17 protein-coding genes are annotated in these 22995 nt (G+C 53.3%); 14 read left to right on the top strand and 3 right to left on the bottom strand.

Features of this window, described 5'->3' with window-relative positions:
* Window positions 1-573 precede the first annotated feature (573 nt).
* From KGP24_RS15235 to KGP24_RS15200, 8 genes are all read left to right on the top strand, one after another.
* Window positions 574-1158: a common pilus major fimbrillin subunit EcpA gene (locus KGP24_RS15235; protein ID WP_023336292.1), complete on the top strand. Its 585-nt coding sequence runs from the start codon at window positions 574-576 to the stop codon at window positions 1156-1158.
* A gap of 51 nt (window positions 1159-1209) precedes the next feature.
* Window positions 1210-1884 carry a hypothetical protein gene (locus KGP24_RS15230; RefSeq protein ID WP_223561006.1) on the top strand — a complete coding sequence of 225 codons (675 nt, stop codon included), beginning with the start codon at window positions 1210-1212 and terminating at the stop codon, window positions 1882-1884.
* Window positions 1885-1940: 56 nt separating this feature from the next.
* Complete coding sequence (locus tag KGP24_RS15225) at window positions 1941-4433, top strand: TcfC E-set like domain-containing protein (RefSeq protein ID WP_223561005.1); 2493 nt, start codon at window positions 1941-1943, stop codon at window positions 4431-4433.
* A 4-nt stretch (window positions 4434-4437) separates the two neighbouring features.
* Entirely contained in the window at window positions 4438-6051 is a 1614-nt protein-coding gene (locus KGP24_RS15220; RefSeq protein ID WP_223561004.1) for a fimbrial protein, read from the top strand.
* A complete protein-coding gene (locus tag KGP24_RS15215; protein ID WP_223561003.1) occupies window positions 6048-6728 on the top strand; it encodes a fimbria/pilus periplasmic chaperone in 681 nt (226 codons plus the stop codon). The genes KGP24_RS15220 and KGP24_RS15215 overlap by 4 nt, the downstream gene beginning before the upstream one ends.
* A 152-nt stretch (window positions 6729-6880) precedes the next feature.
* Window positions 6881-7561, top strand: coding sequence for a winged helix-turn-helix domain-containing protein (locus KGP24_RS15210; RefSeq protein WP_223561002.1), 681 nt, complete (start codon window positions 6881-6883; stop codon window positions 7559-7561).
* Window positions 7536-8009 (top strand): hypothetical protein, encoded by a 474-nt coding sequence (locus tag KGP24_RS15205; protein ID WP_223561001.1) that lies wholly within the window; start codon window positions 7536-7538, stop codon window positions 8007-8009. Before KGP24_RS15210 ends, KGP24_RS15205 begins: the two co-directional genes overlap by 26 nt.
* Before the next feature lie 320 nt (window positions 8010-8329).
* Window positions 8330-9799 (top strand): EAL domain-containing protein, encoded by a 1470-nt coding sequence (locus KGP24_RS15200; protein ID WP_223561000.1) that lies wholly within the window; start codon window positions 8330-8332, stop codon window positions 9797-9799.
* A 40-nt stretch (window positions 9800-9839) separates the two neighbouring features.
* Here KGP24_RS15200 and yegD read toward each other — a convergent pair whose 3' ends face one another.
* Complete coding sequence (gene yegD, locus KGP24_RS15195) at window positions 9840-11192, bottom strand: molecular chaperone (protein WP_223560999.1); 1353 nt, start codon at window positions 11190-11192, stop codon at window positions 9840-9842.
* 130 nt (window positions 11193-11322) lie between these two features.
* On the opposite strand from yegD, the gene alkA reads away from it, so the two are divergent.
* Window positions 11323-12195 (top strand): DNA-3-methyladenine glycosylase 2, encoded by an 873-nt coding sequence (gene alkA, locus KGP24_RS15190; RefSeq protein WP_223560998.1) that lies wholly within the window; start codon window positions 11323-11325, stop codon window positions 12193-12195.
* Here alkA and KGP24_RS15185 read toward each other — a convergent pair.
* A complete protein-coding gene (locus tag KGP24_RS15185) occupies window positions 12160-15489 on the bottom strand; it encodes a diguanylate cyclase (protein ID WP_223560997.1) in 3330 nt (1109 codons plus the stop codon). The genes alkA and KGP24_RS15185 overlap by 36 nt on opposite strands.
* A gap of 343 nt (window positions 15490-15832) precedes the next feature.
* Between KGP24_RS15185 and udk the strand changes: the two genes are divergently transcribed.
* The 3 genes from udk (at window position 15833) to asmA (ending at window position 19020) form a co-directional block, all read left to right on the top strand.
* Window positions 15833-16474: a uridine kinase gene (gene udk / locus KGP24_RS15180; protein WP_008500855.1), complete on the top strand. Its 642-nt coding sequence runs from the start codon at window positions 15833-15835 to the stop codon at window positions 16472-16474.
* A 91-nt stretch (window positions 16475-16565) separates the two neighbouring features.
* Entirely contained in the window at window positions 16566-17147 is a 582-nt protein-coding gene (gene dcd, locus KGP24_RS15175; RefSeq protein ID WP_194400668.1) for a dCTP deaminase, read from the top strand.
* A gap of 22 nt (window positions 17148-17169) precedes the next feature.
* Window positions 17170-19020, top strand: coding sequence for an outer membrane assembly protein AsmA (asmA, locus tag KGP24_RS15170; RefSeq protein WP_223560996.1), 1851 nt, complete (start codon window positions 17170-17172; stop codon window positions 19018-19020).
* A 109-nt stretch (window positions 19021-19129) separates the two neighbouring features.
* Here asmA and KGP24_RS15165 read toward each other — a convergent pair whose 3' ends face one another.
* A complete protein-coding gene (locus tag KGP24_RS15165; protein ID WP_223560995.1) occupies window positions 19130-20713 on the bottom strand; it encodes a TerC family protein in 1584 nt (527 codons plus the stop codon).
* Between the two features lie 692 nt (window positions 20714-21405).
* Between KGP24_RS15165 and KGP24_RS15160 the strand changes: the two genes are divergently transcribed.
* Together KGP24_RS15160 and wzb are read left to right on the top strand one after the other, a co-directional pair.
* Complete coding sequence (locus KGP24_RS15160; RefSeq protein ID WP_014170829.1) at window positions 21406-22545, top strand: polysaccharide export protein; 1140 nt, start codon at window positions 21406-21408, stop codon at window positions 22543-22545.
* Window positions 22546-22551: 6 nt separating this feature from the next.
* Window positions 22552-22995, top strand: a complete 444-nt coding sequence (gene wzb / locus KGP24_RS15155) for a low molecular weight protein-tyrosine-phosphatase Wzb (RefSeq protein ID WP_223560994.1) — start codon at window positions 22552-22554, stop codon at window positions 22993-22995.

Below are 22995 nucleotides of genomic sequence, written 5' to 3'. Positions count from 1 at the left end.
CGCGGATTCGGTTTAATCCAGGAATATTTCTTTATTCGTGGAATATTCCGAAGTTACTCTTCTTCGATAAAAAATATAACCCGCTGCTCGGTATTTATTATTAATTAAAAGTCTAAGAATATTCCTGTCATTATTAATATAGTATAGGAATTTTCCACTCATTACTAAATTGATGCATGTTTTTAGCAAAAATTTAACAAACATTTTTATTTTAGATCGAGTTCAATAGTTAATTGATTCATAATGTTTTTTGGCTTTTTCGTATTCTTTTCCTATTTTGATTTGTATCAAAAAATAAGAATGGATTTAAAATCCTTAATTTGCGATTAATTAAGAATTAAAAGCTATTAATTAATTATTTATCAGGGTTTAATGTTGCTGTCGGGTGTTGCTAACCTATTTTTGATAAGAAAATTCTTAGAGATGTTAAGGTTTTTCGTATTTTATGGTGTTGTGAGGAAGATTATTTCGAATAATACTTTTTTGGCGCGGCAAATTTCGCTCGCAATTAAATGGAGCATCCTGGTTCTTATAAAGAGTGCCTGGTTGCGCGTTTGTTCTCAGGAGAAAAAAATGAAAAAGTTATTACTGGTGGCCTCTCTGGTTTCTGTGTTCGCAGCCGCAAATGCAATGGCTGATGTGACTGCCTCTGCTACAGCGTCATGGGATGCAACGGCTACAAAAGATACAACCAGCATGCTGGTTGTTACTCCGCTGAACTCTCTGACTTTCCAGTATGCGGAAGGCCTGAACGGGTTTAACACTCAGGACGGCGCTTTTGACGTAACCATTCAGGGACAAGAAAGTGCGACAGATTTCGAGCTGACTGCACAGGTCATCAGCAATACTCTGACCAACGCAAGCGGCGATGCGTCTACGTTGGACGTGGGTGTGGCATGGAACGGCAACGCGCTTTCCAGCGCGTCTGAAACCGTACTGGTTAACTCCTCTTCAACCTCTGGCCTCGAGAGCCTGATGGCGGATGGTGCTTATAACGGTGCTGAGCGCGTGAGCGATCAGTCCAGCTTCAAGTTCTCCATTTCCTCTGCTACCTCTGACGGTACGACTCCGGTAACAGATTACTCAGCGCTGCCTGACGGCTACTGGACTGGCGATGTGAAAGTACAGTTCAACGCGACCTGGACCACGCCAGCGTAATGAATAAAATTCGGGAGAGTTACTCTCCCGAATTTTCTCAGGAAATAAGTAATGACTAAATATGTGCCAATAGCCATGTTGGTAGGGATTGCAACATCCTTTTCCAGCTGGGCAATTAATGTGGGTGATATTACATCGATAATGATTTCCGAAGAGAGTTCATTATCGAAAGAAATCATCAACACGACGGACTCTGCGCGCTATGTGAGTGTGACGGTAAAACAACTCTCCTCTCCGCTGCCCGGCGGCGTCGAGCTGAACGCTAATCCCGGTGAATTATTATCGACACCCGCCAGCCTTATTCTTCCTGGCGAAGCGAAAGATGTGTTTCGTTTTTTCTATAAAGGTCCGGAGGATGATAAAGAGCGTTATTACCGCCTGCAGTGGATAGACGAGCCGATCAGTGAAAGCGCAACCACCAAAGCCGGTAAAGCCGCGACGGCCACGGCCTCGGCGGAAATTGGCACCATTCTGGTTGTTGCCCCGCGTAAGGAGCGCTTCGACTACAGCCGTCAGGACGATCTGATTACCAATACCGGCAATGTCTCATTTCGCGTGATCGCCTACGGCGCCTGCAAGGACAAGGCGCAGGATCAGGGCAGGGGCTGCCGCGAGCGTTATTACGTCATGCCGGGCACAAAAATAAGGCTGCAAAAAAGCGATGTGTCGAATAGCCGTACTCGTATTGGCATCTGGCACGGCAAGCAATTTATTACAGTGAAGTAAAAACATAACGCCATTACCGGTACCAAAAATTAAAATGCCGATGTGTAAGGATGCGTATGTCATTTAAATATCTCGTTGGGGGAAGTGTATTTCTCTCGTTAGCGTTAACACCAGGCTTTGCCCATTCTGCGCCCGTGAAAATAGGGAAATACGTTATTCCTGGCGCGTTTGCCCGTTCGCTGGAGCAGGGAATGACAGTTCCGGTATTTATTCGCTATCAGGAAACGGACGAAAAGAGTCAGCAGAAAATTGCGGATGCGGTTATCTCTCTGGTCGACGGGAACATTACCGTGAAGTCGATTATGGTTTCCGACCTGCCAAATAACGCCGTGCTGTCGGATAAAACCCGCGGCATGGTAGAAAAAATCGCTGACGCTAAGTTTGTTGATAACACCGCGATTGCCCTGACGCCGGAAGCCCGCCTGCAGCTTAACGTTTCGTCGTTTCACCTGGAGATGATCGTCAGTCGGGACGCGCTAACCGAGGCTGTAGTGGCGCGCAGCACCTTATTAGGCCCGTCCAGCGTGGACAGGCTCTCTAACGTGCTTAATTACAATTTCGGCACCTATTACAACGACTATCAGAATGGCAGCAGCTCGCGCAGCTATTTAACGCTGGATAACACCCTGTCGCTTCGGGAGCATCACTTCAATATTAACGGTTCGGTATACGGTATTGGCGAGAGCAACAGTTCGAGCAAGGTGTATCGCGCGATGTACGAGCGCGACTACGAGGGCTATCGCCTGGCGCTGGGAATGCTGGATACGTGGAACGTACAGTCCATTGCCAGCCTGAACGCGCTGAACGGCGGAAAAATCTACGGCGCCAGCTACGGCAATAAAGGCAGCACAGTGGTGGAAAATACCGCGCTGTCGCTGACCCCCATTACGGTCTTTCTTCCTGCCGCCGGGGAAGTCCACGTCTTCCGCGACGGGCGCTTGCTGAGCGTGCAGAACTTCAACATGGGCAGCTACGAAATAGACACCAGCCGTTTTCCCTACGGGGTTTACGACGTGACGGTGGATATCGTGGTGAATGGTCGCACGGTGAACACCCGCGTCAGCCGCGTGAATAAAATCTTCGCGCGCCAGCAGGCCGCCGGGCTGGACCAGCTCTCATGGCAGGTGTTCGGCGGATCGCTGGATTACGATCGCGTAAGCTACAAGCGCAATCACTACCACAATGCCGGCAGCGAGCAGACCTGGATAGCCGGCGGTGCGGCCTCACTGACGCTGGCGATCCTCTCCGGCCTGAACGTGAAGTCCACGCTGTACGGCTTTGATTCCAACGCCGTGAACGAAACCGACCTGACCTTAAACGTCAATGAATACGTGAGCGTGGGCACCCAAACGCTGGTGGCAAACGACGGTACCTGGCGCAACGTTAGCAGCGTGAGCCTCAACGCTCCTGGCGGGTTTGGCTCGGTGTGGGCGTCACGCGAGGACAGCAAAATTGGCGACCGTTTGCCGGTGCAGGAGCGCGATAACTACTCCATTGGCGGCACGATTAACCTCGGACGCTTTATTCCGCACGGGGGATCGCTGACGGTGAGCCAGACGGAAAACCGCTACTCGGGCAACAAATATCGCAACCTGGATTACAGCACCACGCTGTACGCCGGGCGTTACGCCACCGTCGGCCTGCGCGCCGGGGTGCAGCGCTATTACTACAACAACCGGAATGACGATGGTCGTCAGGAGCGTTATGTCAGCCTCGACTTCTCGCTGCCGCTGGCCTCCTGGCTGAGCGTCGGGGCATCGCGGGATCGTTACGGTGCAACGCAGGGCAACATCAGCGCCCGCAAGCAGTTTGAAGACGGGCCAATTACCTCGGCGGGGATCGCGGCCTCCACCCGCCTGAGCGGCGAGCAAAACTACGGCAACGATTATTCCGTGAACGGCAACATGAGTTACGCCACCAAATACAACGCCGGGACGGTCTCCGTTACCCGATCTGCGGATAACGCTACCAACCTGAACTTCTCATCCCAGGGTTCGGTTGCCTGGGCGGGGGGCGATTTCGGCCTCAGTAAAGAGCGCCAGCGTTCCGGCATCATCGTGAAAACCGGGCTGGCAGGTGACGGCAAGCTGGCGGCAAAAATCAATAGCCGTCACTACGTTCTGAGCGGCAAATCGAGCTTTATCGCGCTGCCGCCATACGCCCAGTACAAGCTGGAGATCATGAACGACCGCAACTCCGAGGACAGCTTCGATATCGTCTCCGGGCGTAAGCAGTCGCTGAACCTTTATCCGGGCAACGTTGGTGTGGTGGCGCCGGAAGTGAAAAGCATGGTGACCGTCTTCGGGCGCGTGCGCTATCCGAACGGACAGCTCGCGGCCAATACCGATATTCATAACCACATCGGTAAAACGCGCACCGATGCGAAAGGTGAGTTCGCAATTGATATCGATAAGACATTCCCCGTCATTACCCTTGTTTCGGCGAATGGCAACATCTGCGAAGCCGATTTAGATCTGGAAAAAGCCCGCGGCGCAGCGTGGGTCGGGGACGTGCAATGCGCACTGCAATCGACTATGGCGCAGAGATAATGCTATGAAAAATATTAATCTTATTCTTCCATTACTCGTTGCGGGTGCATTAACGCCGCTGGCAGCGAAAGCGTTGACCGCGTCCTCGTCCGGCTCGGTCAGCAATAACTTTCTGTTTATTGAAAACGCCGTGGACGGTGAGTATTTCATTACCCCCTCCGCGCTCGATCCTCGCTTTAGCGGATCCAACACCTGGGTGAAATACGGCACCTCGCAGGTAAGCCTCGGCTATCTCGGCTACGTGGGCTGGACGGCTCCGGCGAATAACTATCAGGATATGTGGATCGATAATTCGCCGATTGACGGACCGTTTAGTGGCATCCGTTGTTACAGCGGTACGCAATGCCCAACGTCCGGCTATATCTCCGGACAGGGCCGAGACAGCAACGGTTTCTACCACGCTCAGGTCGGCTCGGTCGCGGGTGTGGTGGGCGGGGCGTACGGCTTTGCGTCGCTGAGCGATTCGGCCTACGAATATTTCCGCGCGATGCCGACCGGCAGCAGCGAAACGTATGTCTTTAACCGCTGCTATACCTCGGTTAACTATGATTACGCGGGGGGCGAGCGCTGTAAGGATCAAAGCACCGGGCGCTGGAACTACGTGAACTACACCTTAACCAAGCGCGGCCATCTGGCGCTGGAATCTACCAGCGCTTTCCAGGAGCTGTGGATCGCCAGCGACGGGACGCCGAGCATTACCAATGACTCCGGCGCCTGCGAGTTGGGGATTGTCGGAAACGTAAGCGGCGTGATCTGCAAAATGGTCAGCTACACCCTTCAGCAGACCGCGAACCTCACCGCATCGCTCACCTTCAGGGCCTATATCGATTCCGCCGCGCTGGGCTTTACCCCGGCGGCGTCAACGGTGCGTTATTCCGGCAACGGCTCGAACTGGTATAACTTCAGCGCGACAACGGCTTATTACAATGTCTTCTCAACGGACGGCCACTACGTCTATCTCTTTTTGTCGAAGACGTTTCTTAAAAACCTTGTCGACTCGGGCTACAGCATCACCAACAGCCAGCCTTTTACCTTTGCCTTCCGCAATAGCTTAACGCCGGAGTCGGGACATTACGAGTTCACGCCATCGCTGCAGCTGAACATTATTCCGAAGGAGTATGGAATCAGCATTGTCTCGTCGAATAACACCACGTCGGCAAGTGGCAGCGGCACCATCGGCGATGATTCCCCGATTGGCATGGACTATGTCGTCACCGTTTCCGGCCCGCGTCAGGCGGACAGTATTACCGCTCAGGTAACGGGGGACACCACGACCATTAACAATACGCCGTACTGCCTGTTTACCTCCGCGCAGGGCGGGATCAGCGTGCCGATCCCGGCGTATCTGCAGTACAGCAACCAGTCGGGCAGCGTGACGCAGGTGCGCAATAGCTGTGGCGAGGCGCCCATCAGCCTAAACGATGCGCTGTGGCAACAAACGCCGTGGGATGCGAATAACACCGACGACGGAAGCTACTTCAGCACCGGCTTATCGCTGCTGTTCCCGATGAATGACTCCCGCTCGGCGCTGACGGTTGGAGGCTCCGACTGGGAAGGCGTGGTTAGCGCCAGCGGCGAAATCAAAGTCACCGCGAACTGGCTGGGTGTCACCAAATGAAGCGCGGGTATGCGGCAATCATCAGTGCGGCGCTGCTGAGCTTTTCGGCGCACGCCCTGTATCTCGACTCCACGATTTACGAGATGCCTGCGGACAAGTCATTCATCAGCAAACGCATTTTTAACGACAGCAAAAAGCAGAATGTGTATCGCATTTCTGCGGTGAAAATTGATAAGCCCGGGCCGGGCGGCGAGAAGCGGCAGGATATAGAAGAAGGGGAGCTGATTTTTGCGCCGCTGACGTTCTCGCTGGCCCCGGATGCCGGGGAGTTTTTTAAGATTTTCTATCGCGGCCCGCAGGATGAGAGGGAGCGCTATTACCGGGTGCAGTTCACGGAGTTGCCCGTCACGATGTTCCCGGAGCGCAACGGGGGGAAAAGAAGCGAAGCGATACCGGCTATCGCCCTGGATACGATACTGGTGGTGCGCCCGAGAAAAATCGACCTGCGCTATACCCTGGATGAGCAGGCCGGGGTGCTTAAAAATACCGGGAACACTTTTTTTAAAATCATTGTGCAGCAGGGGTGCAATTCAACGGATGATGAGGCCACTATCCGTTACGTTCTCCCCGGAGAAACGTATCGCAGCAGCGGGTTAAAAAAACAAAATAAAAAATTCATTGTCGCTTTGCACAAGTATATCCCTATTGGCAACGCGTGTTTTAAATCCGATTCATAAAATCCAAATAAAAATATTCTTATATTGCCAACCTGTATAAGGTAAATATACTCTGTATAGGTTGCTTGCATAATGAAAGAAAAATATAAGAGTTTGTCTGGATGAGAAAGATAATTAATGGTCGGGTTTTGTACGACTCTAAGAAACGAGAATTGAGCGTACAAGATCAACAAGTTGTTCTTTCCGCTTCGGTGGCAAGGTTACTGGATTTTTTTATTATAAATAATGAACGCCAATTAAGCCGCGAACTGATCATTGAAGAAGTCTGGGCTAAGTATGGCATGAATCCCTCCGGACATAGTCTCAATAAAAGCATTAGTTTGTTACGCAAGGGATTTTCTGCGTTGGGTATTGATGGTGTTATCATTACCATCCCACGAGAAGGCTTTATTTTTCAGGCGCAGGTCAACGATAACCGCGAAGATATATTGGATGCTACCGATAAAGACGTAACAAATATTAATCATGTAGGGACGATTCTCTGGAACAAAAAATTTTTAGTCTGGTTTGTTTTTTTCCTGTTTGTAGTGGGAGGTATGGGTGTTTTTCTTACCGTAATGTTTCGCAGTAACGACGGCGTGGTGCATGTTTCAAATACTGGGGTCTGCGAAGTGTATACGATGGATGATAATTCGTCGGAGAAAATTTTTAAGTTTTTGCATTCTAAAAGATGGAAAGATTTTAATGCCATTTGTAACGGCACGAAGAGAGCTATCATATTTTATGACGATAACAGCCTGTCTAAGGGAAATAAACTGAAAGAACATTTTTTCAGTATTTGTATGATGGATGAAAAAAAGGTGGCGTATGAGTGCCAAAATTATTTTTATTAGCATCATGACAGCGCTGGTCGCGCTTCTCTTAATTGTACTTTACCGCGGGACAATCCCGGCGGCGCTGGTCTGTACCTCTAAATATCATCTCGATCTGGACGCGCAAAAAAACGGGATAAAAATAAAGGGAGAGGTTCTCCAGGTATTCAGGATCTCTTCGGAAAAAGACGGGATGCTGTCGCAGGTGGGTATGTTGAGCGTAAATGATAAACAGTACGCCGTAAATCGCACTACGTCGCTGCGTTTTTTAGGGAAGGATAGCGACGGATATCTGCGTACAGAGCGCCTGGCAATAGTCAAGAACGATAATGACGATCTGCCCGACGCGATAACAGATTTGCTGATGTCAAAACAGAAGCTGTTTTATTACAAGGTTATCCATATCGACGACAATGTGTATGGTATCAGGGATTTGCGCCGCACGCTGATGGTCTGCCGTGCGAAGTGATTCTCTGCTTTACAATGATTTACAGGTGTTATGTTCTGTTTTTTTATTTGTTTATGAGATTTTAGTTTGTCTGATTGTGAATGTAAGGGCATTTGTTTGTACTTGCCGCAGCTAAGAAAATTTCCTGTTCTGCTGATGGGAATATTCTTATCATTTTAACTCTGACCGCAACCCGGGGATATAAAAAGCTTTTGCTTAGCTTTGCAATGAGAATGTTAATTATCTGACATGTATATCGTTGGAAACAGAATCAATTGTGAATGTTCTCTCTATTTGAGGGAGGGGTAGCCTTTGCAATTAAAACCATGATGGTGATGATTATGAACACGAAAAAGGTCTTCCTGCTTAGTTATGACATTTATCTTTTCTCAGGGATTAGGTCATTTTTACCTAATCTGATACTGGTGGATACCGGAACCTACATCAATGATTCTGATATCTCCACGCCCCAGTACAAAACCTGCCTGTTAATTATTGATAGCCGAATGCCATTTGGCCTGGTCAAACGGTGGCTGCAAAGAAACAGCAGTCAGTTTATTAATATCAAGAGTGTGGTTATTAAGCTGAGTGAAAATAAATGTATTAACCGAGGTTTTGAATACGCGGAGTGTATCGATGCCAGACTGGACGCTGATGACATCATTGATTCGCTGAAGAAGATTTTGATGGCGAATACTGAAAGCGATGCGCCCGCTAGAATAGGCTTTGTGGATGAATTTCGCCTGAGCGATTTTGAACAGGAGATGCTCAATGCCTCATTCACCCGAACCGGCCAGGATGAATTTTGCCGGGCGAATTCGCTGGCAGTGAAATCGCTTTATCGCTATCGGGATAAAATAACCCATCGTCTTGGATTTGATAATTTCAACGAGTCCATTATTTTTCTTTCCCGTAACGGCCTGCTGGCAGAAAGAATAAGTGGAAATGAAAAGCCGCCGCGCTATGTCTGTGATAATAACGAGGCGGAACGATTGAGCCTGGCGCTGAAAAATGAGGAGATTATTCCATATTACCAGCCTATCGTCGGCAGCAATGGAGAGCTGAGCGGGGTCGAGGTGCTAGCGCGCTGGCCGTTGGGTCATAATTACGCCATCTCCCAGCGTGAGTTTATTCCGCTGGCGGAAAAAAGTGGGCTTATTAATGAGCTGACCAGCTATTTAATGAATAAGGTGGCCAGCGATTTAAATCACAGCATTCACCGGCACGAACAGTCCTTTTTTGTCGCCTTTAACGTAAGCCCTTCAAGCCTGAGCAATCCCGTCTTTTACTGGGAGTGCCTTAACTTTTTAGAGTTAACGGAATCGGTGCCAATAAAGCTGATGATCGAAATAACCGAAAACCAGACGCTGGTGGTGACTCCCGCAATAAAAGAGCTGATCCGCTCTCTGCGCAATCGCGGGGTACTGTTTGCGCTGGATGATTTTGGCACGGGGTATGCGAATCTTTGCTATCTGAACGAGCTTGAACTCGATGTGATTAAAATCGACAAGACCTTTATCAACGGCATCCACGCGCATGAGCAGTCGCTGCCAATGCTGGAGTCGATAATAAACCTGGCCGCCATTCTGGGGCTGCAAACCGTGGCTGAGGGGGTGGAATATGACTACCAGCGCGAGTGGCTTGTGGATAATCAGGTCGACTACCAGCAGGGGTACTTTTTTATGCCCCCGGTGGCGCTGGCGGAGTTTAAAGGATTCATGAAGCGGTGTGAAAATATCGCGAGGCCCGTCCGGGAAAAGAAGTCTCCAGGGCAGGAAAAGCAGAATAATCCGCGCCTTACCACACCCTGAATTCGCTCGCCCCGTATCACAGTAAGGGGCGAGCGTAGTTTTAGCTAAACATCACCTGCGCCCAGCGCGCCAGCCCTGCGGTGACGGAGCCAAAGTCATCCCCACCGGCAATGGGAATGCCCGGCAGCTGTTCCGCCAGCGCTTTCTTGATCAGCGGCGAACGGGCGCTCCCCCCGGTCAGGTAGATAACGTCCGGCTTCTCTTTGCCGTTCTCCAGCGCCAGCTGCACCTGCTCCAGAATACGCTGCAGCGGCTGGGCGAGCGCCGTCTCCAGCCCGTCCTGCGAAATCGCGGTGGCCAGATCGTCGCTGATAAACGGCAGGGAGACCGCATGCTCAGCGCGATCGGAAAGGGCAATTTTGCTCTCTTCAGCAGTACGCACCACGCGGTAGCTCAGGCGCTGACGCCACACTTTATACAGCAGAGCGACTTTTTCGGCGTCCTGCGCGTCGCGCACCAGATCGTTAAGGAAGCGGCCGTTCGCGGTGCTGTAAAAATCACTTTGCGCAGGCACGTCGTTGATGGCAATCGCGTTCCACCACGGCAGGATCGGCAGGGCGATGCCTTTTTCCGTTTGTCCGCCCATGCCGAGCAGCGGCATAAGGCTTTTGAATGCCAGCGCGATATCGAGATCGTTACCGCCTACGCGGCAGCCGCTGTGTCCGAGCAGGCTATTTTCACGATCGCGACGGTTATGCCACTGTGGTCCCATCAGCAGCAGCGAGCAGTCCGTTGTGCCCCCGCCGATGTCCACGACTAATACGCGCTTCTCTTCCGTCAGCGTGGCTTCAAAGTCCAGCCCCGCGGCAACCGGCTCGTACTGGAACACCACGTCGCGGAAGCCTGCCCGGTTCGCCGCGCGTTCAAGGATCCCCTGCGCCTGCTGGTTGGCCTCGTCGCCGCCCAGACCCTGGAAGTTGATCGGGCGGCCAATGACCGCCTGGGTAATCGCCTCGGAGACCTGCGTCTGCGCCTGATTGCGAATATGCAGCATCATCGCGCAGACCAGATCTTCAAACATCGCCACCTGCTGCGGCTTCAGGCCGCTGGCGCCGAGGAAGGATTTTGGCGACTTAACGAAGTAAACCTCTTCCGGGTCTTCAATGTAGTGCCCGAGCGAAGAGAGGCCGAACTGCACGCTGGAAGGCGTAACGTCGATGTCTTCCTCACGGTTGAAGCTGACCGCCCGGCGCAGCAGCGCCTGGGTCTCCGCCGCCGTGGCCGGAACCTGATGGTGGCGGAACAGCCATTCGCTCACCGCTTCACGCGTTGGCGCGCAGAGCATTGACGGCAGCAGCGTGCTCTCTTTTTCCATTTTCAGGAGCCGTGGCTGCCCGTTTTGCATAATCGCAACCGAGCAGTTTGCCGTACCGTAGTCAAATCCAATAAACACGATGAATCCCCATGCCGGTGAGAAGGGGCGAGACTTTAACGAAATGTCTGCATGGCGACAACAGGAATATGAAAGCAAGGCAATACAAGGTCTTTACGTTTATTCTAATAACACAAAAAAAGGAGCAACGATGTATACCCTCACCTGGCTTCCCCCTTACGACTGGCAGTGGATGTTTGGCTTTCTTGGCGCGCGTGCGGTGACGGGCATTGAAACCGTCACGCACGACTACTACGAGCGCAGTTTTACCTGCGAAGGGCATCAGGGGATATTTCGCGTGACGCCGGATATCGCCACCCATACGCTGACCGTGACGCTCAGTCCGGGGTTAATCCCGGTTGCGCGGACGTGCCTTGAACGCATCGAACGTCTGTTCGATCTCGCCTGCAACCCGCAGCACATCGCGGATACGCTGGGCGATCTCGGTGCTGCCCGGCCAGGCTTGCGTTTGCCGGGGGCGATGGACGCGTACGAGCAGGGCGTCCGGGCGATTCTCGGACAGCTGGTGAGCGTGGCGATGGCGGCGAAACTGACGTCGCGCGTGGTGGCGCTGTGCGGCGAACCGATCGCGGATTGTCCGGGGTATCTCTGTTTCCCCACTCCGCAAGTGCTGGCGGAAGCGGACCCGCTGGCGTTGAAAGGATTGGGTATGCCGGTGAAACGCGCGGAGTCGTTAATTCATCTGGCGCAGTCGGTCATTGACGGGACGTTTCCGCTTTTCCCGCCTGCGAATATTGAGGCCGGTATGAAAGCGCTACAGCAGCGGCCGGGGATAGGGCGCTGGACGGCAAATTATCTGGCCCTGCGCGGCTGGCAGGCGAAAGATGTATTTCTGCCGGATGATTATCTGATTAAGCAGCGCTTTGCCGGGATGACGCCCGCGCAAATTCGTCGTTATGCCGAACGCTGGCAGCCGTGGCGCTCTTACGCGCTGCTGCACATCTGGTATACCGACGGCTGGGCGCCGTCAGTTGATGGCGAAATAGCTGGTGTTGAGCAGTAGATCCAGCGGCTGCGGCTCGGCGATGGTGTCACCATAGATAAAATCAACGCCGATGCCGGAGAGCGTATCCATCATGATGGGCTGGTTACAGGGGCCCGCGATGGTTTTCATTCCCAGACGCTGGGCGTGGCCCTGAACAATGGTCACCATCATCTCATCCATCAGATTGCCATAGACGTTGCTTACCACCTCTGCGTCCAGCATCAGATAGTCGGCCATATTGGCGGTCAGGTGGGTGAAGACGTTCATGTCGCGGCCCACCTGGCTGAAGATCACGCGGCAGCCCGCCTGGCGAAGCTTTTGCAGACTCCGTTGCAGGTTTTTATCCGGGCTGCACACCACGTCGGCAGAGATAATCAGATGCAGGAGACGGCCCGGCATCGGGCTTTTATCCAGCAGGTCGAGAAGCTCATCAACCAGCGTTGCGCTGGCTAAACCTGCCTCGGAAAGCGGCAGCGCCACTCCCATGCCTTTACTGGCGACCTGTGCGGCAGAGGCGCGGAAAAACTCATTAAAGATACGTCTGTCGAGGGCGTGCAGAAGCTCAGGCTCCGCCAGGCCCGAGCGGAAGGCATGCTCTTCCTGGACTTCGCCCAGGCTGGTCCACAGGCGTAACGAGAGCAGCCAGAAATTGCTGCTTTCCGGGATACGCGGGGAGGCGACGCTGCGGGCAATCATCATCAGGTGATTGTCTTTGATCATGTGCCACTGTTCATCAAGCGACATCATGCTGCGCGTGTTGTGATCCCGCTCCTGCTGGGGCTCGTAAACCGTCACAGTGCCGCGCCCGCTGTTTTTCGAGGCATAGCATGCTATATCCGCCTGCGACATCACCTCCGACGCCTGATGGTTATTTTCATCAATCAGCGTGATGCCTGCGCTGGCACCGATCCGGTGCAGGCGGCCTTCCCACATAAAGTGATAGTCATTGATCGTGTGGATCAGGCGACCGGCAATATAGCGTGCGCTTTCAATATTGCAGTCCGGTAGCAGTAACCCGAACTCATCTCCGCCCAGACGCGCCAGCACGTCGCTGGAGCGGAGCATGGTCAACATCAGGGAAGAGAGTTCCCGCAGCAGGGCATCGCCCGCCGTATGGCCTGCCGTATCGTTGACGGCTTTGAAGCGGTCGAGATCGATAAAGACCAGGGCATGACGCTGTCGCGTTTCGCGAACGGTCTGCAGGAGCCGTTTAAGATGATTTTCGAAGCTGACCCGGTTTGCCAGATGGGTCAGTGCATCGTGGGAGGCGCTATAGCTCAGCTGACGCAGCATTTTGCGCGACTCGGTCACGTCCTGAATAACGATAACCGAGCCAATATTCTGCCCATCCAGCGTGCTGAGCGGCGTAATGCTGTAGTGAATATCAAAATTACCGCCGGTACGGCAGTTCAGCACCACGTCCTGATCGATATCGGAACGGGACATATCTCCACTGTGAATATTTTCCATCAGCGGCCCTTTTTCACCAAAGGTGATGTGCAACACCTTCAGGATCGGCTGGCCGATAGCCTCGGTCTGCAGCCAGCCGCTCATTTTCTCAGCCACCGGGTTCATAAAGGTGACGTTCATGTTGATATCGGTGCACAGCACCGCTTCACCGATGGAGTCGAGGGTGATGTGCAGACGCTCTTTTTCCTGGAAGAGGGCATCGTTGAGCTGCTTAACCTCGGTCATGTCCATGTTGATACCGAGCAGCCGTTCCACTTCACCTTGCTTGTTAATCACCCGGTTCGCCAGGGAGCGAATATGGCGCACGCCTTCCTTCACGCGGATGCGGAATTCCAGCTTAAAGGGCAGACGGGATATCAGCGAGTCCCGCAGCACCTGCTCAGCGTGGGCACGATCTTCCGGCAGCATTGTATCGTGCCAGAGCTGCCAGGTGGGCTTGATGTGCGGCGGGATCTCATACAGCTCAAACATCCGCTTGTCCCAGCTGATAATGTCGGGCTCCAGATCCCACTCCCAGATGCCGATACCGCCCGCTTCGTTGGCGAGCGTAATCCGCTCCATCAGACGCTTATTGACCCACTCGGTCTGCTTCAGGTCGTTAATGTCTTCAATCTGGGCGATAAAATAGAGCGGCGAGCCGTCGGCATGGCGTACGACGGAGACGGCAAGGAGCGCCCAGACCACTTCTCCGTCGCGGGTGTAATAGCGTTTCTCGAGGCTATAGGTATTGATATCGCCGTTGACCAGCTGTTCGAGCTGTTCGAGGTCAGTGTGCAGATCTTCCGGCCAGGTGAGCTGCTGGAAGGTCAGAGACTGGAGCTCCGTCTGGCTGTAACCGAGGAAGTTGCACAGCGCCTTGTTAGCCTGAAGCCACTGTCCCTCAATGCTGACTAACGCCATACCGATGGCGGAATACTCCATCGCATTGCGGAAACGCTCCTCGCTTTCGGTGATGTGTTTGCGTTCGGCGCGGAAGGCATACATCACCATGGTCATCACGTTAGCAGGCAGGAGCAGCATCAGGAACGGCAGCCACGGCGCGTTCATCATCGGCCCCGCATGTTGGGTAGTCAGCGCCTCAGGGTTGTGGGCAATCATCAGCGAAACAACCATCACGGTGACCAGAAATACCAGGAACGCTTCCATTCGCGGCAGGCGCACGGCGCTCCACATCAGCAGGACGATCACGCAGGTAAAGGGCCACGGCAGCCAGGTGATGGCGGCCCAACTCAGGGCCAACGTCACCGCCATGGTGAGCAGCGTTTCCAGCAACAATCGCGGATCCCGATGGCGCAGCAAATAATGCGGTTTAAACAGCAGTCCCAACGGCACCAGCGCCAGCGCGCCAATGGATTCTGACAACACCCAGACGATGAAATTACGCAGTGGCTCGGAGTCGGGGACCAGGAAAGAGACCAGAATACCACCCACCAGTGGCGGTACCAGCGCGCTGCCAATCGCCAGGCGGATCCAGTCGTTCAAATTTTGCAGCGGGTTATACCACGGGAGCAGTTTTCGCAGTAACACTGCACCAATGATGGCCTCAATAACGTTAATGGCAGTGTAGGTGGGGTTTATCTCAGCCCAGGAGAACAACATCCACGAGGCCAGAATATTGCCGAACGAGCAGGCCAGGGCGATTCCCGGCCACATTTTTCCCGCATGGCGGTAAAACGCTACCATCATAATGGCGGTGGGGAACCAGAGCGGCGCCAGCAGGGTGCCGAACCGGGTAAGCTCCAGGGAAAATAAGGTAAAGATAAAGGTGACCAGGCCCAGACAGACAAGTCGTATTAAAGGATGTGGGGTGGTAACCAAAACCCGCTGGTATTGTTTATTCATTACCGCTTTATCCAGAGACGCCATGCCGTCAGGGAAGATGTCCGAACGCGTGAATTTGATAATTTGGTTTATGCTAGTACAAACAATTTACAATTCATATGGTGACCGCTCAGAATTTGACACCGCAGACTTATTAAATAGAGGCTCCGTGAAAAAAAACGGTTAAACGCTGAAAAAACGTTCATTTAAATTTCACTCAGGGAATAAAACGCCACTTTTCGGCCAGTCTCGCAGAACCTGTGCATTCGACTGGTATCACGCCCGCGAAATCCCTATAATTGCCGCGTTTGACGCTCCGGCGTCGCCCTTCCTTAACATCCAGGTTAATCAGGTCGCTAAATTTATGACTGATAAGTCTCATCAGTGCGTCATTATAGGCATCGCCGGCGCATCGGCTTCAGGTAAAAGTCTAATTGCCAGTACGCTTTATCGCGAACTGCGTGAACAAGTAGGTGATGAGCATATCGGCGTCATTCCCGAAGACAGCTATTACAAAGATCAATCCCATCTGTCGATGGAAGAGCGCGTAAAAACCAACTATGACCACCCTAATGCGATGGATCACAGCTTGCTGTTCCAGCATTTAGAAGCGCTCAAGAGCGGCCAGGCGATTGAGCTGCCCGTTTACAGTTACGTAGAGCACACCCGCACCCAGGAAACCATCCGCATCGAGCCGAAAAAGGTTATTATCCTTGAAGGCATCCTGCTACTGACCGACGCCCGCCTGCGTGAATCCATGAACTTCTCGATTTTCGTTGATACCCCGCTGGATATCTGCCTGATGCGCCGCATCAAGCGTGACGTGAATGAACGCGGCCGTTCGATGGACTCCGTCATGGCGCAATATCAGAAAACGGTTCGCCCGATGTTCCTGCAGTTTATTGAGCCATCCAAACAATACGCCGATATCATCGTGCCGCGCGGGGGTAAAAACCGCATTGCTATAGATATCTTAAAAGCGAAAATCAGCCAGTTTTTTGAATAAGCCGCGTGAATTGTGTACCGTTCAGAGATAACCTGGTTTTACCCTGAGCGCTTACCGCCTCAGGGTTCGATGCATGAAAGGAGAAAGTGCCATGCGTCTTTGTGATCGCGATATAGAAGCCTGGCTTGATGAAGGCCGTTTGTCTATTACCCCACGTCCGCCCGTTGAGCGTATCAATGGCGTGACAGTTGATGTACGGTTAGGGAATAAATTCCGCACCTTTAGCGGCCATACCGCACCGTTCATTGACCTTAGCGGGCCGAAGGACGAAGTCAGCGCCGCGCTCGATCGCGTGATGAGTGACGAAATCGTTATCGATGAAGGCGAAGCTTTTTATCTGCATCCGGGTGAACTGGCCCTGGCAGTGACGTTTGAATCCGTCACCCTGCCTGCGGACCTGGTCGGCTGGCTTGATGGCCGTTCTTCGCTGGCGCGACTGGGGCTGATGGTTCACGTGACCGCGCACCGTATCGATCCAGGCTGGTCGGGGCGTATCGTGCTGGAGTTCTTCAACGCCGGTAAATTGCCGCTGGCGCTGCGCCCGGGCATGATGATCGGCGCGTTGAGCTTTGAACCGCTGTCAGGCCCGGCAGATCGTCCTTATAACCGTCGGCAGGACGCAAAATATCGCGACCAGCAGGGCGCGGTTGCCAGCCGTATTGATAAAGACTGATCGTTAGTCCATTGAGGATGCCATGAGAAGAGTTCTGACAACGCTGATGATTTTGCTGGTGGTGCTGGTGGCTGGCCTTTCAGCGTTGGTTCTGCTGGTTAACCCCAACGATTTCCGCGCTTACATGGTGCGGCAGGTCGAGGCACGCAGTGGTTATCAACTGAATCTTGACGGGCCGCTGCGCTGGCACGTCTGGCCGCAGCTCAGCATTCTCTCTGGCCGCATGTCGCTCACGGCGCCGGGGGCATCCCAGCCGCTGGTGTCCGCAGATAACATGCGCCTTGATGTGGCGCTGATCCCGCTCATTTCCCATCAGCTGCAGGTTAAACAGGTGATGCTGAAAGGCGCGGTGATCCAGCTCACCCCGCAATCCGAAGCCGTGCGTGATGCAAATGCGCCGGTTGCGCCGCGCGAAAATACTCTGCCTGATGAGCCGTCCGATACCGGCTGGTCCTTTGATATCGGCAAGCTGAAAGTTGCCGATAGCGTGTTGGTTTTCCAGCGTGAGCACCAGGAGCAGGTAACCATTCGCAACATTAACCTGCAGATGGAACAGGATGCCCACCATCTTGCGTCGCTGGAATTTAGCGGGCGCGTGAATCGCGATCAGCGTGATTTGACCCTGTCGCTGAATGCCAGCGTCAACGCCTCAGACTATCCGCATCAGCTTACGGCCGACATCCAGCAGCTGAACTGGCAGCTGACGGGTGCCGATCTTCCCGCCCAGGGGATCACCGGGCAGGGAACGCTGCAGGCCGTGTGGCGCGAAGAACAGAAGCAGCTGGAGCTGGATAATCTCAACCTGCAGGCAAATGACAGTAGCCTGAAGGGGCAGGCGAGCGTCACGCTTGAAGAGAAGCCGAAGTGGGTGCTGAACCTGCAGTTTGACAAGCTCAACCTGGAAAACCTGCTGCCACCGTTGCCAGCCAGCGCCACGGACAGCGATGCCACGCAGGTGGGGCAAAGCCAGGCACCGGTATCACGTCCGGTTATTTCGTCTAATCTCGATCAACCTGACTATAACGCCCTGCGCGGATTCACGGCGGATATTCTGCTGAAAGCCAATAGCCTGCGCTGGCGCGGCATTGATTTTACCGACGTGAGCAGCCAGATGTTTAACCATAACGGTTTGCTGGTGATATCCGAACTGAGCGGTAAGATGGGCGCAGGGAACCTCTCGCTGCCCGGCACGCTGGATGTCCGTAAAGACGCTGCCAGCGCCGAATTCCAGCCGCGTCTCGACAACGTTGAGATAGGTACCATCCTGAAGGCGTTTAATTACCCGATATCCCTGACGGGTCAGCTGACGCTTGCGGGTGACTTCTCAGGCACGAAAATCGATGCCGATGCTTTCCGCCGCGAGTGGCAGGGGCAGGCGCATCTTGATCTGAAAAATTCCCGTATGGAAGGGCTTAACTTCCAGCAGCTGGTGCAGCAGGCGGTCGAGCGCAGCAGCGATGTGAAAGCTCAGGATAATTACGACAGCGCCACGCGCCTCGACAGCTTCACCGCGGACCTGACGCTGGACAATGGACAACTCTCTCTCGACGGTATGCAGGGCACCTCTTCACTGCTGTCAATGACCGGTGAAGGTAAGCTGGATCTGGTGAAAGAGACCGCGGACACGCGCTTTAACGTGCGGGTACTTTCCGGCTGGCAGGGTGAAAGCAAGCTCATCGACTTCCTGAAAGTGACGCCGGTCCCGTTGACCGTATATGGCAAATGGCAGGCCCTGAACTACAGCCTGCAGGTGGATCAGATCCTGCGCAAGCATCTGCAGGATGAAGCGAAACGTCGGCTTAGCGGATGGGCGGATCGTAATAAAGATTCACAGGACGGTAAGGATGTGAAGAAGCTGCTGGATAAGCTTTGATGTCTGTTGTGCCGGGTGGCGTTGCGGCCTGATGCCCTCACCCCGGCCCTCTCCCACGGGAGAGGGAGCAAACACTAAAAACGGCAACCGGGTTGCCGTTTTGTTTTACCTAAACCTCAAAATCCAGTTCTTCCTCATCCTGCAGCGGAATGAGCTGAACCTTCTGCACGCGATGGTTTTCAATCTGCAGCGTTTTGAGCAGATAGTCGCCCACCTGAACCTCTTCCCCCGGCTGCGGGATACGCTGCAAGTACTCCATTATCAGGCCGGCAATAGTGTGATATTCCCGTTTTTCATCCAGCGGCAGCGGCACATATTGCACCAGGTCTTCCAGCGGCATGTGGCCGTTAGCCGTCCACGAACCGTCGGCGTTTTTCTGAATGTCATGGCGGGCATCAATCTCATCCACCTCGTTAGGCAAATTACCGGCGATGGTTTCCATTACGTCGCTGAGCGTGACCAGTCCTTCCACAGAACCAAACTCATCCACCACAAAGGCAAAGTGCGTACGCGCGTTTCTGAACTGCTCCAGAGCGGAAAGCAGCGGTAGCCCCTCCGGGAAAACCAGCGGCTGGCGCACCAGGGCGCGCAGATTGAGCGCCTCGCCGTGAAGCTGCTGCTGGAGCAGGTCAATAACGTGCACCACGCCCAGCAGCTCCTCTTCCTCTTCACCGCCGGTCACCACCACGCGGGTGTGCTGGTTTTTATCCAGCAGGGCGCGGATGTGCTCTTCCGGTGCCGTCAGGTCGATATGCTCAATGTCATGCCGCGATGTCATGATGCTGCTCACCGTCCGTTGATTCAGATTGAGCACCCGCTCAATCATCCGTCGTTCCTGCGGGTCGAAGATCAGCCCGTCGCTGCGATCGGCCAGCATGGCGGAGGATTCGGCGTCCAGCTCCGCATCCTCTTTCTTACCGCTTAGCAGGCGCATAACCGTGTCGGCCGTGCGCTGACGCAGGGTTTGATTCGCGGAAAGGAAGCGGCGGCGGTTAAATATCGCCAGCTGGTTGAGCGCTTCAATCATGACGGAGAAGCCGATGGCGGCGTACAGGTAGCCTTTCGGAATATGGAAGCCAAAACCGTCGGCCACCAGGCTAAAGCCAATCATCAGCAGGAAGCTCAGACAGAGGATAACGATGGTCGGGTGACTGTTCACAAAGCGGGTCAGCGCCTTGCTGGCCATGACCATCAGCGTGATGGCAATAATCACCGCCGCCATCATCACCGCAAGGTGGTCCACCATCCCGACGGCGGTGATTACCGAGTCCAGAGAGAAGACCGCATCCAGCACCACGATTTGCGCCACTACCGGCCAGAATTTCGCCCCGCGTCGCTGGGTAGGGTTCTCGCTGTCTTTGCCCTCCAGGCGCTCGTTGAGTTCCACAGTGGCTTTGAACAGCAGGAACAACCCGCCGAAGAGCATGATCAGATCGCGGCCGCTAAAACTCAGACCGTGGACGGAGAACAGAGGCTGAGTGAGCGTCACCAGCCAGGAGATAGAGGCCAGCAGCAGTAAACGCATCACCATCGCCAGCAGCAGACCCGTCACGCGCGCGCGGTCGCGCTGGGAAGGGGGCAGTTTTTCAGCGAGGATGGCGATAAAGACCAGATTATCAATCCCGAGCACTAACTCGATGACGACCAGCGTAACCAGCCCGGCCCAGATTGAGGGATCGGCAATCCATTCCATAGTAATAGCAATACCTTCTGTTATATGACGAATGTCACACTTCGATCATGGATAAAGCTGGGGGAAATTGCAATGCCGGGCTGAGATTTCTCTTAATACGACGGGTAAGAAAGAGAGCATTCTCAACAGGGTGTAAATAAGCGAAATACGTATATTTAATTACAAAGAAAACATTTTAGGAGATATCGCAGTCGATGGTTTTTGGTCTCTTTTTGTCAATATAAAGAAAATCCTAAAAGATCAAAAATTTGCTCTTAATATTAATCTTAAAAACCGATATTAGGACAGTTGTCTCCTTGCCTGCTATTAGGTTAGCTGCAACAATTCCCCCAGCATCAAATGTTAAATCTCGGTGTTGCTATTAATGTTCGGTCTTCAGGGATGGTTATTCATTATCCGTCGGCTTTATCAAGCGACTGATATATTTCCAGAAGACCTTGCTCAAGAGGGTGTCTATCCATAAAACATTGTTTAGTCAGTGGATTGGTAACTGAAAGCCAAGGGCGGTAGCGTGCCTGAAAGCGTGTGAATCAGCCTCTATTATTCTGTCAATAGCCAATGGATGAATAAGCTTTTTTTAGGACTGATGCCAGTTATATTTCTATTTGATTAACTGCATGCTGAAACCCAATACGACTCGAGCTTATTTAAATTGCACAGGATAATTACTCTGCCAAAGTGATAAATAATCAATGATGAAATCCAAAATGAAATTGATGCCATTATTGGTGTCTGTGACCTTGATGAGTGGTTGCACGGTCTTTCCCGGCAGCAATATGTCAACAATGGGTAAGGATGTGATCAAGCAACAGGATGCCGATTTTGATCTCGACAAAATGGTGAATGTTTATCCACTTACGCCTCGTCTGGTCGAACAATTACGTCCACGTCCGAACGTTGCCCAACCGAATATGTCGCTGGACCAGGAAATTGCGTCCTACCAGTACCGCGTGGGGCCGGGTGACGTAATCAACGTGACCGTCTGGGACCACCCTGAGCTGACCACGCCAGCGGGCCAGTACCGCAGCTCAAGCGACACCGGTAACTGGGTGCAGTCAGATGGCACTATGTTCTATCCCTACATTGGTAAAGTTCATGTTGCAGGGAAAACGCTTGCCGAGATCCGTAGTGATATTACCGGCCGCTTAGCGCAGTACATCGCCGACCCGCAGGTGGACGTTAATATCGCCGCATTCCGCTCGCAAAAAGCCTATATCTCCGGCCAGGTGAACAAATCCGGCCAGCAGGCCATCACCAACGTTCCTCTGACCGTACTGGACGCCATTAACGCCGCGGGCGGGTTAACCGACGGCGCCGACTGGCGCAACGTCGTGTTGACCCACAACGGCAAAGAGCAGCGCATCTCGCTGCAGGCGCTGATGCAAAACGGCGATCTGACCCAGAACCGCCTGCTCTATCCGGGCGACATTCTCTACGTGCCGCGCAATGACGATCTGAAAGTCTTCGTGATGGGTGAAGTGAAGAAACAGAGCACCCTCAAGATGGACTTCAGCGGCATGACGCTGACCGAAGCGCTGGGCAATGCTGAGGGTATCGATCTGACGACCTCTAACGCGACCGGCATCTTCGTCATCCGTCCGCTGAAAGGTGAGGGCAGTGCGAAAGGCAAGATCGCCAACATCTACCAGCTGGATATGTCCGATGCGACCTCTCTGGTGATGGCGACGGAGTTCCGTCTCCAGCCATACGATGTGGTGTATGTCACCACCGCACCGGTTGCCCGCTGGAACCGTCTGATCAACCAGTTGCTGCCAACCATCAGTGGCGTTCGCTACATGACGGATACGGCGCGCGACATTCATACCTGGTAATCCGCGATGTTTAACAAAATTCTGGTGGTATGCGTGGGGAACATCTGCCGTTCCCCCACGGCTGAACGGTTGTTAAAACACTACCAGCCCGCACTGACCGTTGATTCAGCAGGGCTGGGTGCACTGGTCGGTAAAGGTGCCGATGAGCGCGCAACGAGCGTGGCGCGGGATCATCACCTCTCTCTCGACGGCCACGTGGCTCGCCAGGTTACTGGCCGCATGTGCCGGGAGTATGACCTGATCCTGACGATGGAAAAACGCCATATTCACGCGCTGTGCGATATCGCGCCGGAGATGCGCGGCAAGGTGATGCTGTTTGGTCACTGGGACAATGAACGTGAAATCCCCGATCCGTATCGCAAAAGCCATGAGGCCTTTGAGGCGGTTTACACCTTACTTGACCAGTCTGCCCAGCAGTGGGCGCAGGCACTGAAAGTTCAGCAGGGATAA

The organism is Enterobacter sp. JBIWA008 (assembly GCF_019968765.1).
In the GTDB taxonomy this organism is placed as follows: domain Bacteria; phylum Pseudomonadota; class Gammaproteobacteria; order Enterobacterales; family Enterobacteriaceae; genus Enterobacter.
The sequence above is the reverse complement of the archived record's forward strand: the minus strand, read 5'-3'. Positions and strand labels throughout refer to the sequence as shown.

Excerpts from the sequence above, each read along its gene's own strand:
- KGP24_RS15235 (WP_023336292.1), top strand. The coding sequence starts at position 574 with ATGAAAAAGTTATTACTGGTGGCCTCTCTGGTTTCTGTGTTCGCAGCC.
- KGP24_RS15230 (WP_223561006.1), top strand. The coding sequence starts at position 1,210 with ATGACTAAATATGTGCCAATAGCCATGTTGGTAGGGATTGCAACATCC.
- KGP24_RS15225 (WP_223561005.1), top strand. The coding sequence starts at position 1,941 with ATGTCATTTAAATATCTCGTTGGGGGAAGTGTATTTCTCTCGTTAGCG.
- KGP24_RS15220 (WP_223561004.1), top strand. The coding sequence starts at position 4,438 with ATGAAAAATATTAATCTTATTCTTCCATTACTCGTTGCGGGTGCATTA.
- KGP24_RS15215 (WP_223561003.1), top strand. The coding sequence starts at position 6,048 with ATGAAGCGCGGGTATGCGGCAATCATCAGTGCGGCGCTGCTGAGCTTT.
- KGP24_RS15205 (WP_223561001.1), top strand. The coding sequence starts at position 7,536 with ATGAGTGCCAAAATTATTTTTATTAGCATCATGACAGCGCTGGTCGCG.
- KGP24_RS15200 (WP_223561000.1), top strand. The coding sequence starts at position 8,330 with ATGAACACGAAAAAGGTCTTCCTGCTTAGTTATGACATTTATCTTTTC.
- alkA (WP_223560998.1), top strand. The coding sequence starts at position 11,323 with ATGTATACCCTCACCTGGCTTCCCCCTTACGACTGGCAGTGGATGTTT.
- KGP24_RS15185 (WP_223560997.1), bottom strand. The coding sequence starts at position 15,489 with ATGAATAAACAATACCAGCGGGTTTTGGTTACCACCCCACATCCTTTA.
- udk (WP_008500855.1), top strand. The coding sequence starts at position 15,833 with ATGACTGATAAGTCTCATCAGTGCGTCATTATAGGCATCGCCGGCGCA.
- dcd (WP_194400668.1), top strand. The coding sequence starts at position 16,566 with ATGCGTCTTTGTGATCGCGATATAGAAGCCTGGCTTGATGAAGGCCGT.
- asmA (WP_223560996.1), top strand. The coding sequence starts at position 17,170 with ATGAGAAGAGTTCTGACAACGCTGATGATTTTGCTGGTGGTGCTGGTG.
- KGP24_RS15165 (WP_223560995.1), bottom strand. The coding sequence starts at position 20,713 with ATGGAATGGATTGCCGATCCCTCAATCTGGGCCGGGCTGGTTACGCTG.
- KGP24_RS15160 (WP_014170829.1), top strand. The coding sequence starts at position 21,406 with ATGATGAAATCCAAAATGAAATTGATGCCATTATTGGTGTCTGTGACC.
- wzb (WP_223560994.1), top strand. The coding sequence starts at position 22,552 with ATGTTTAACAAAATTCTGGTGGTATGCGTGGGGAACATCTGCCGTTCC.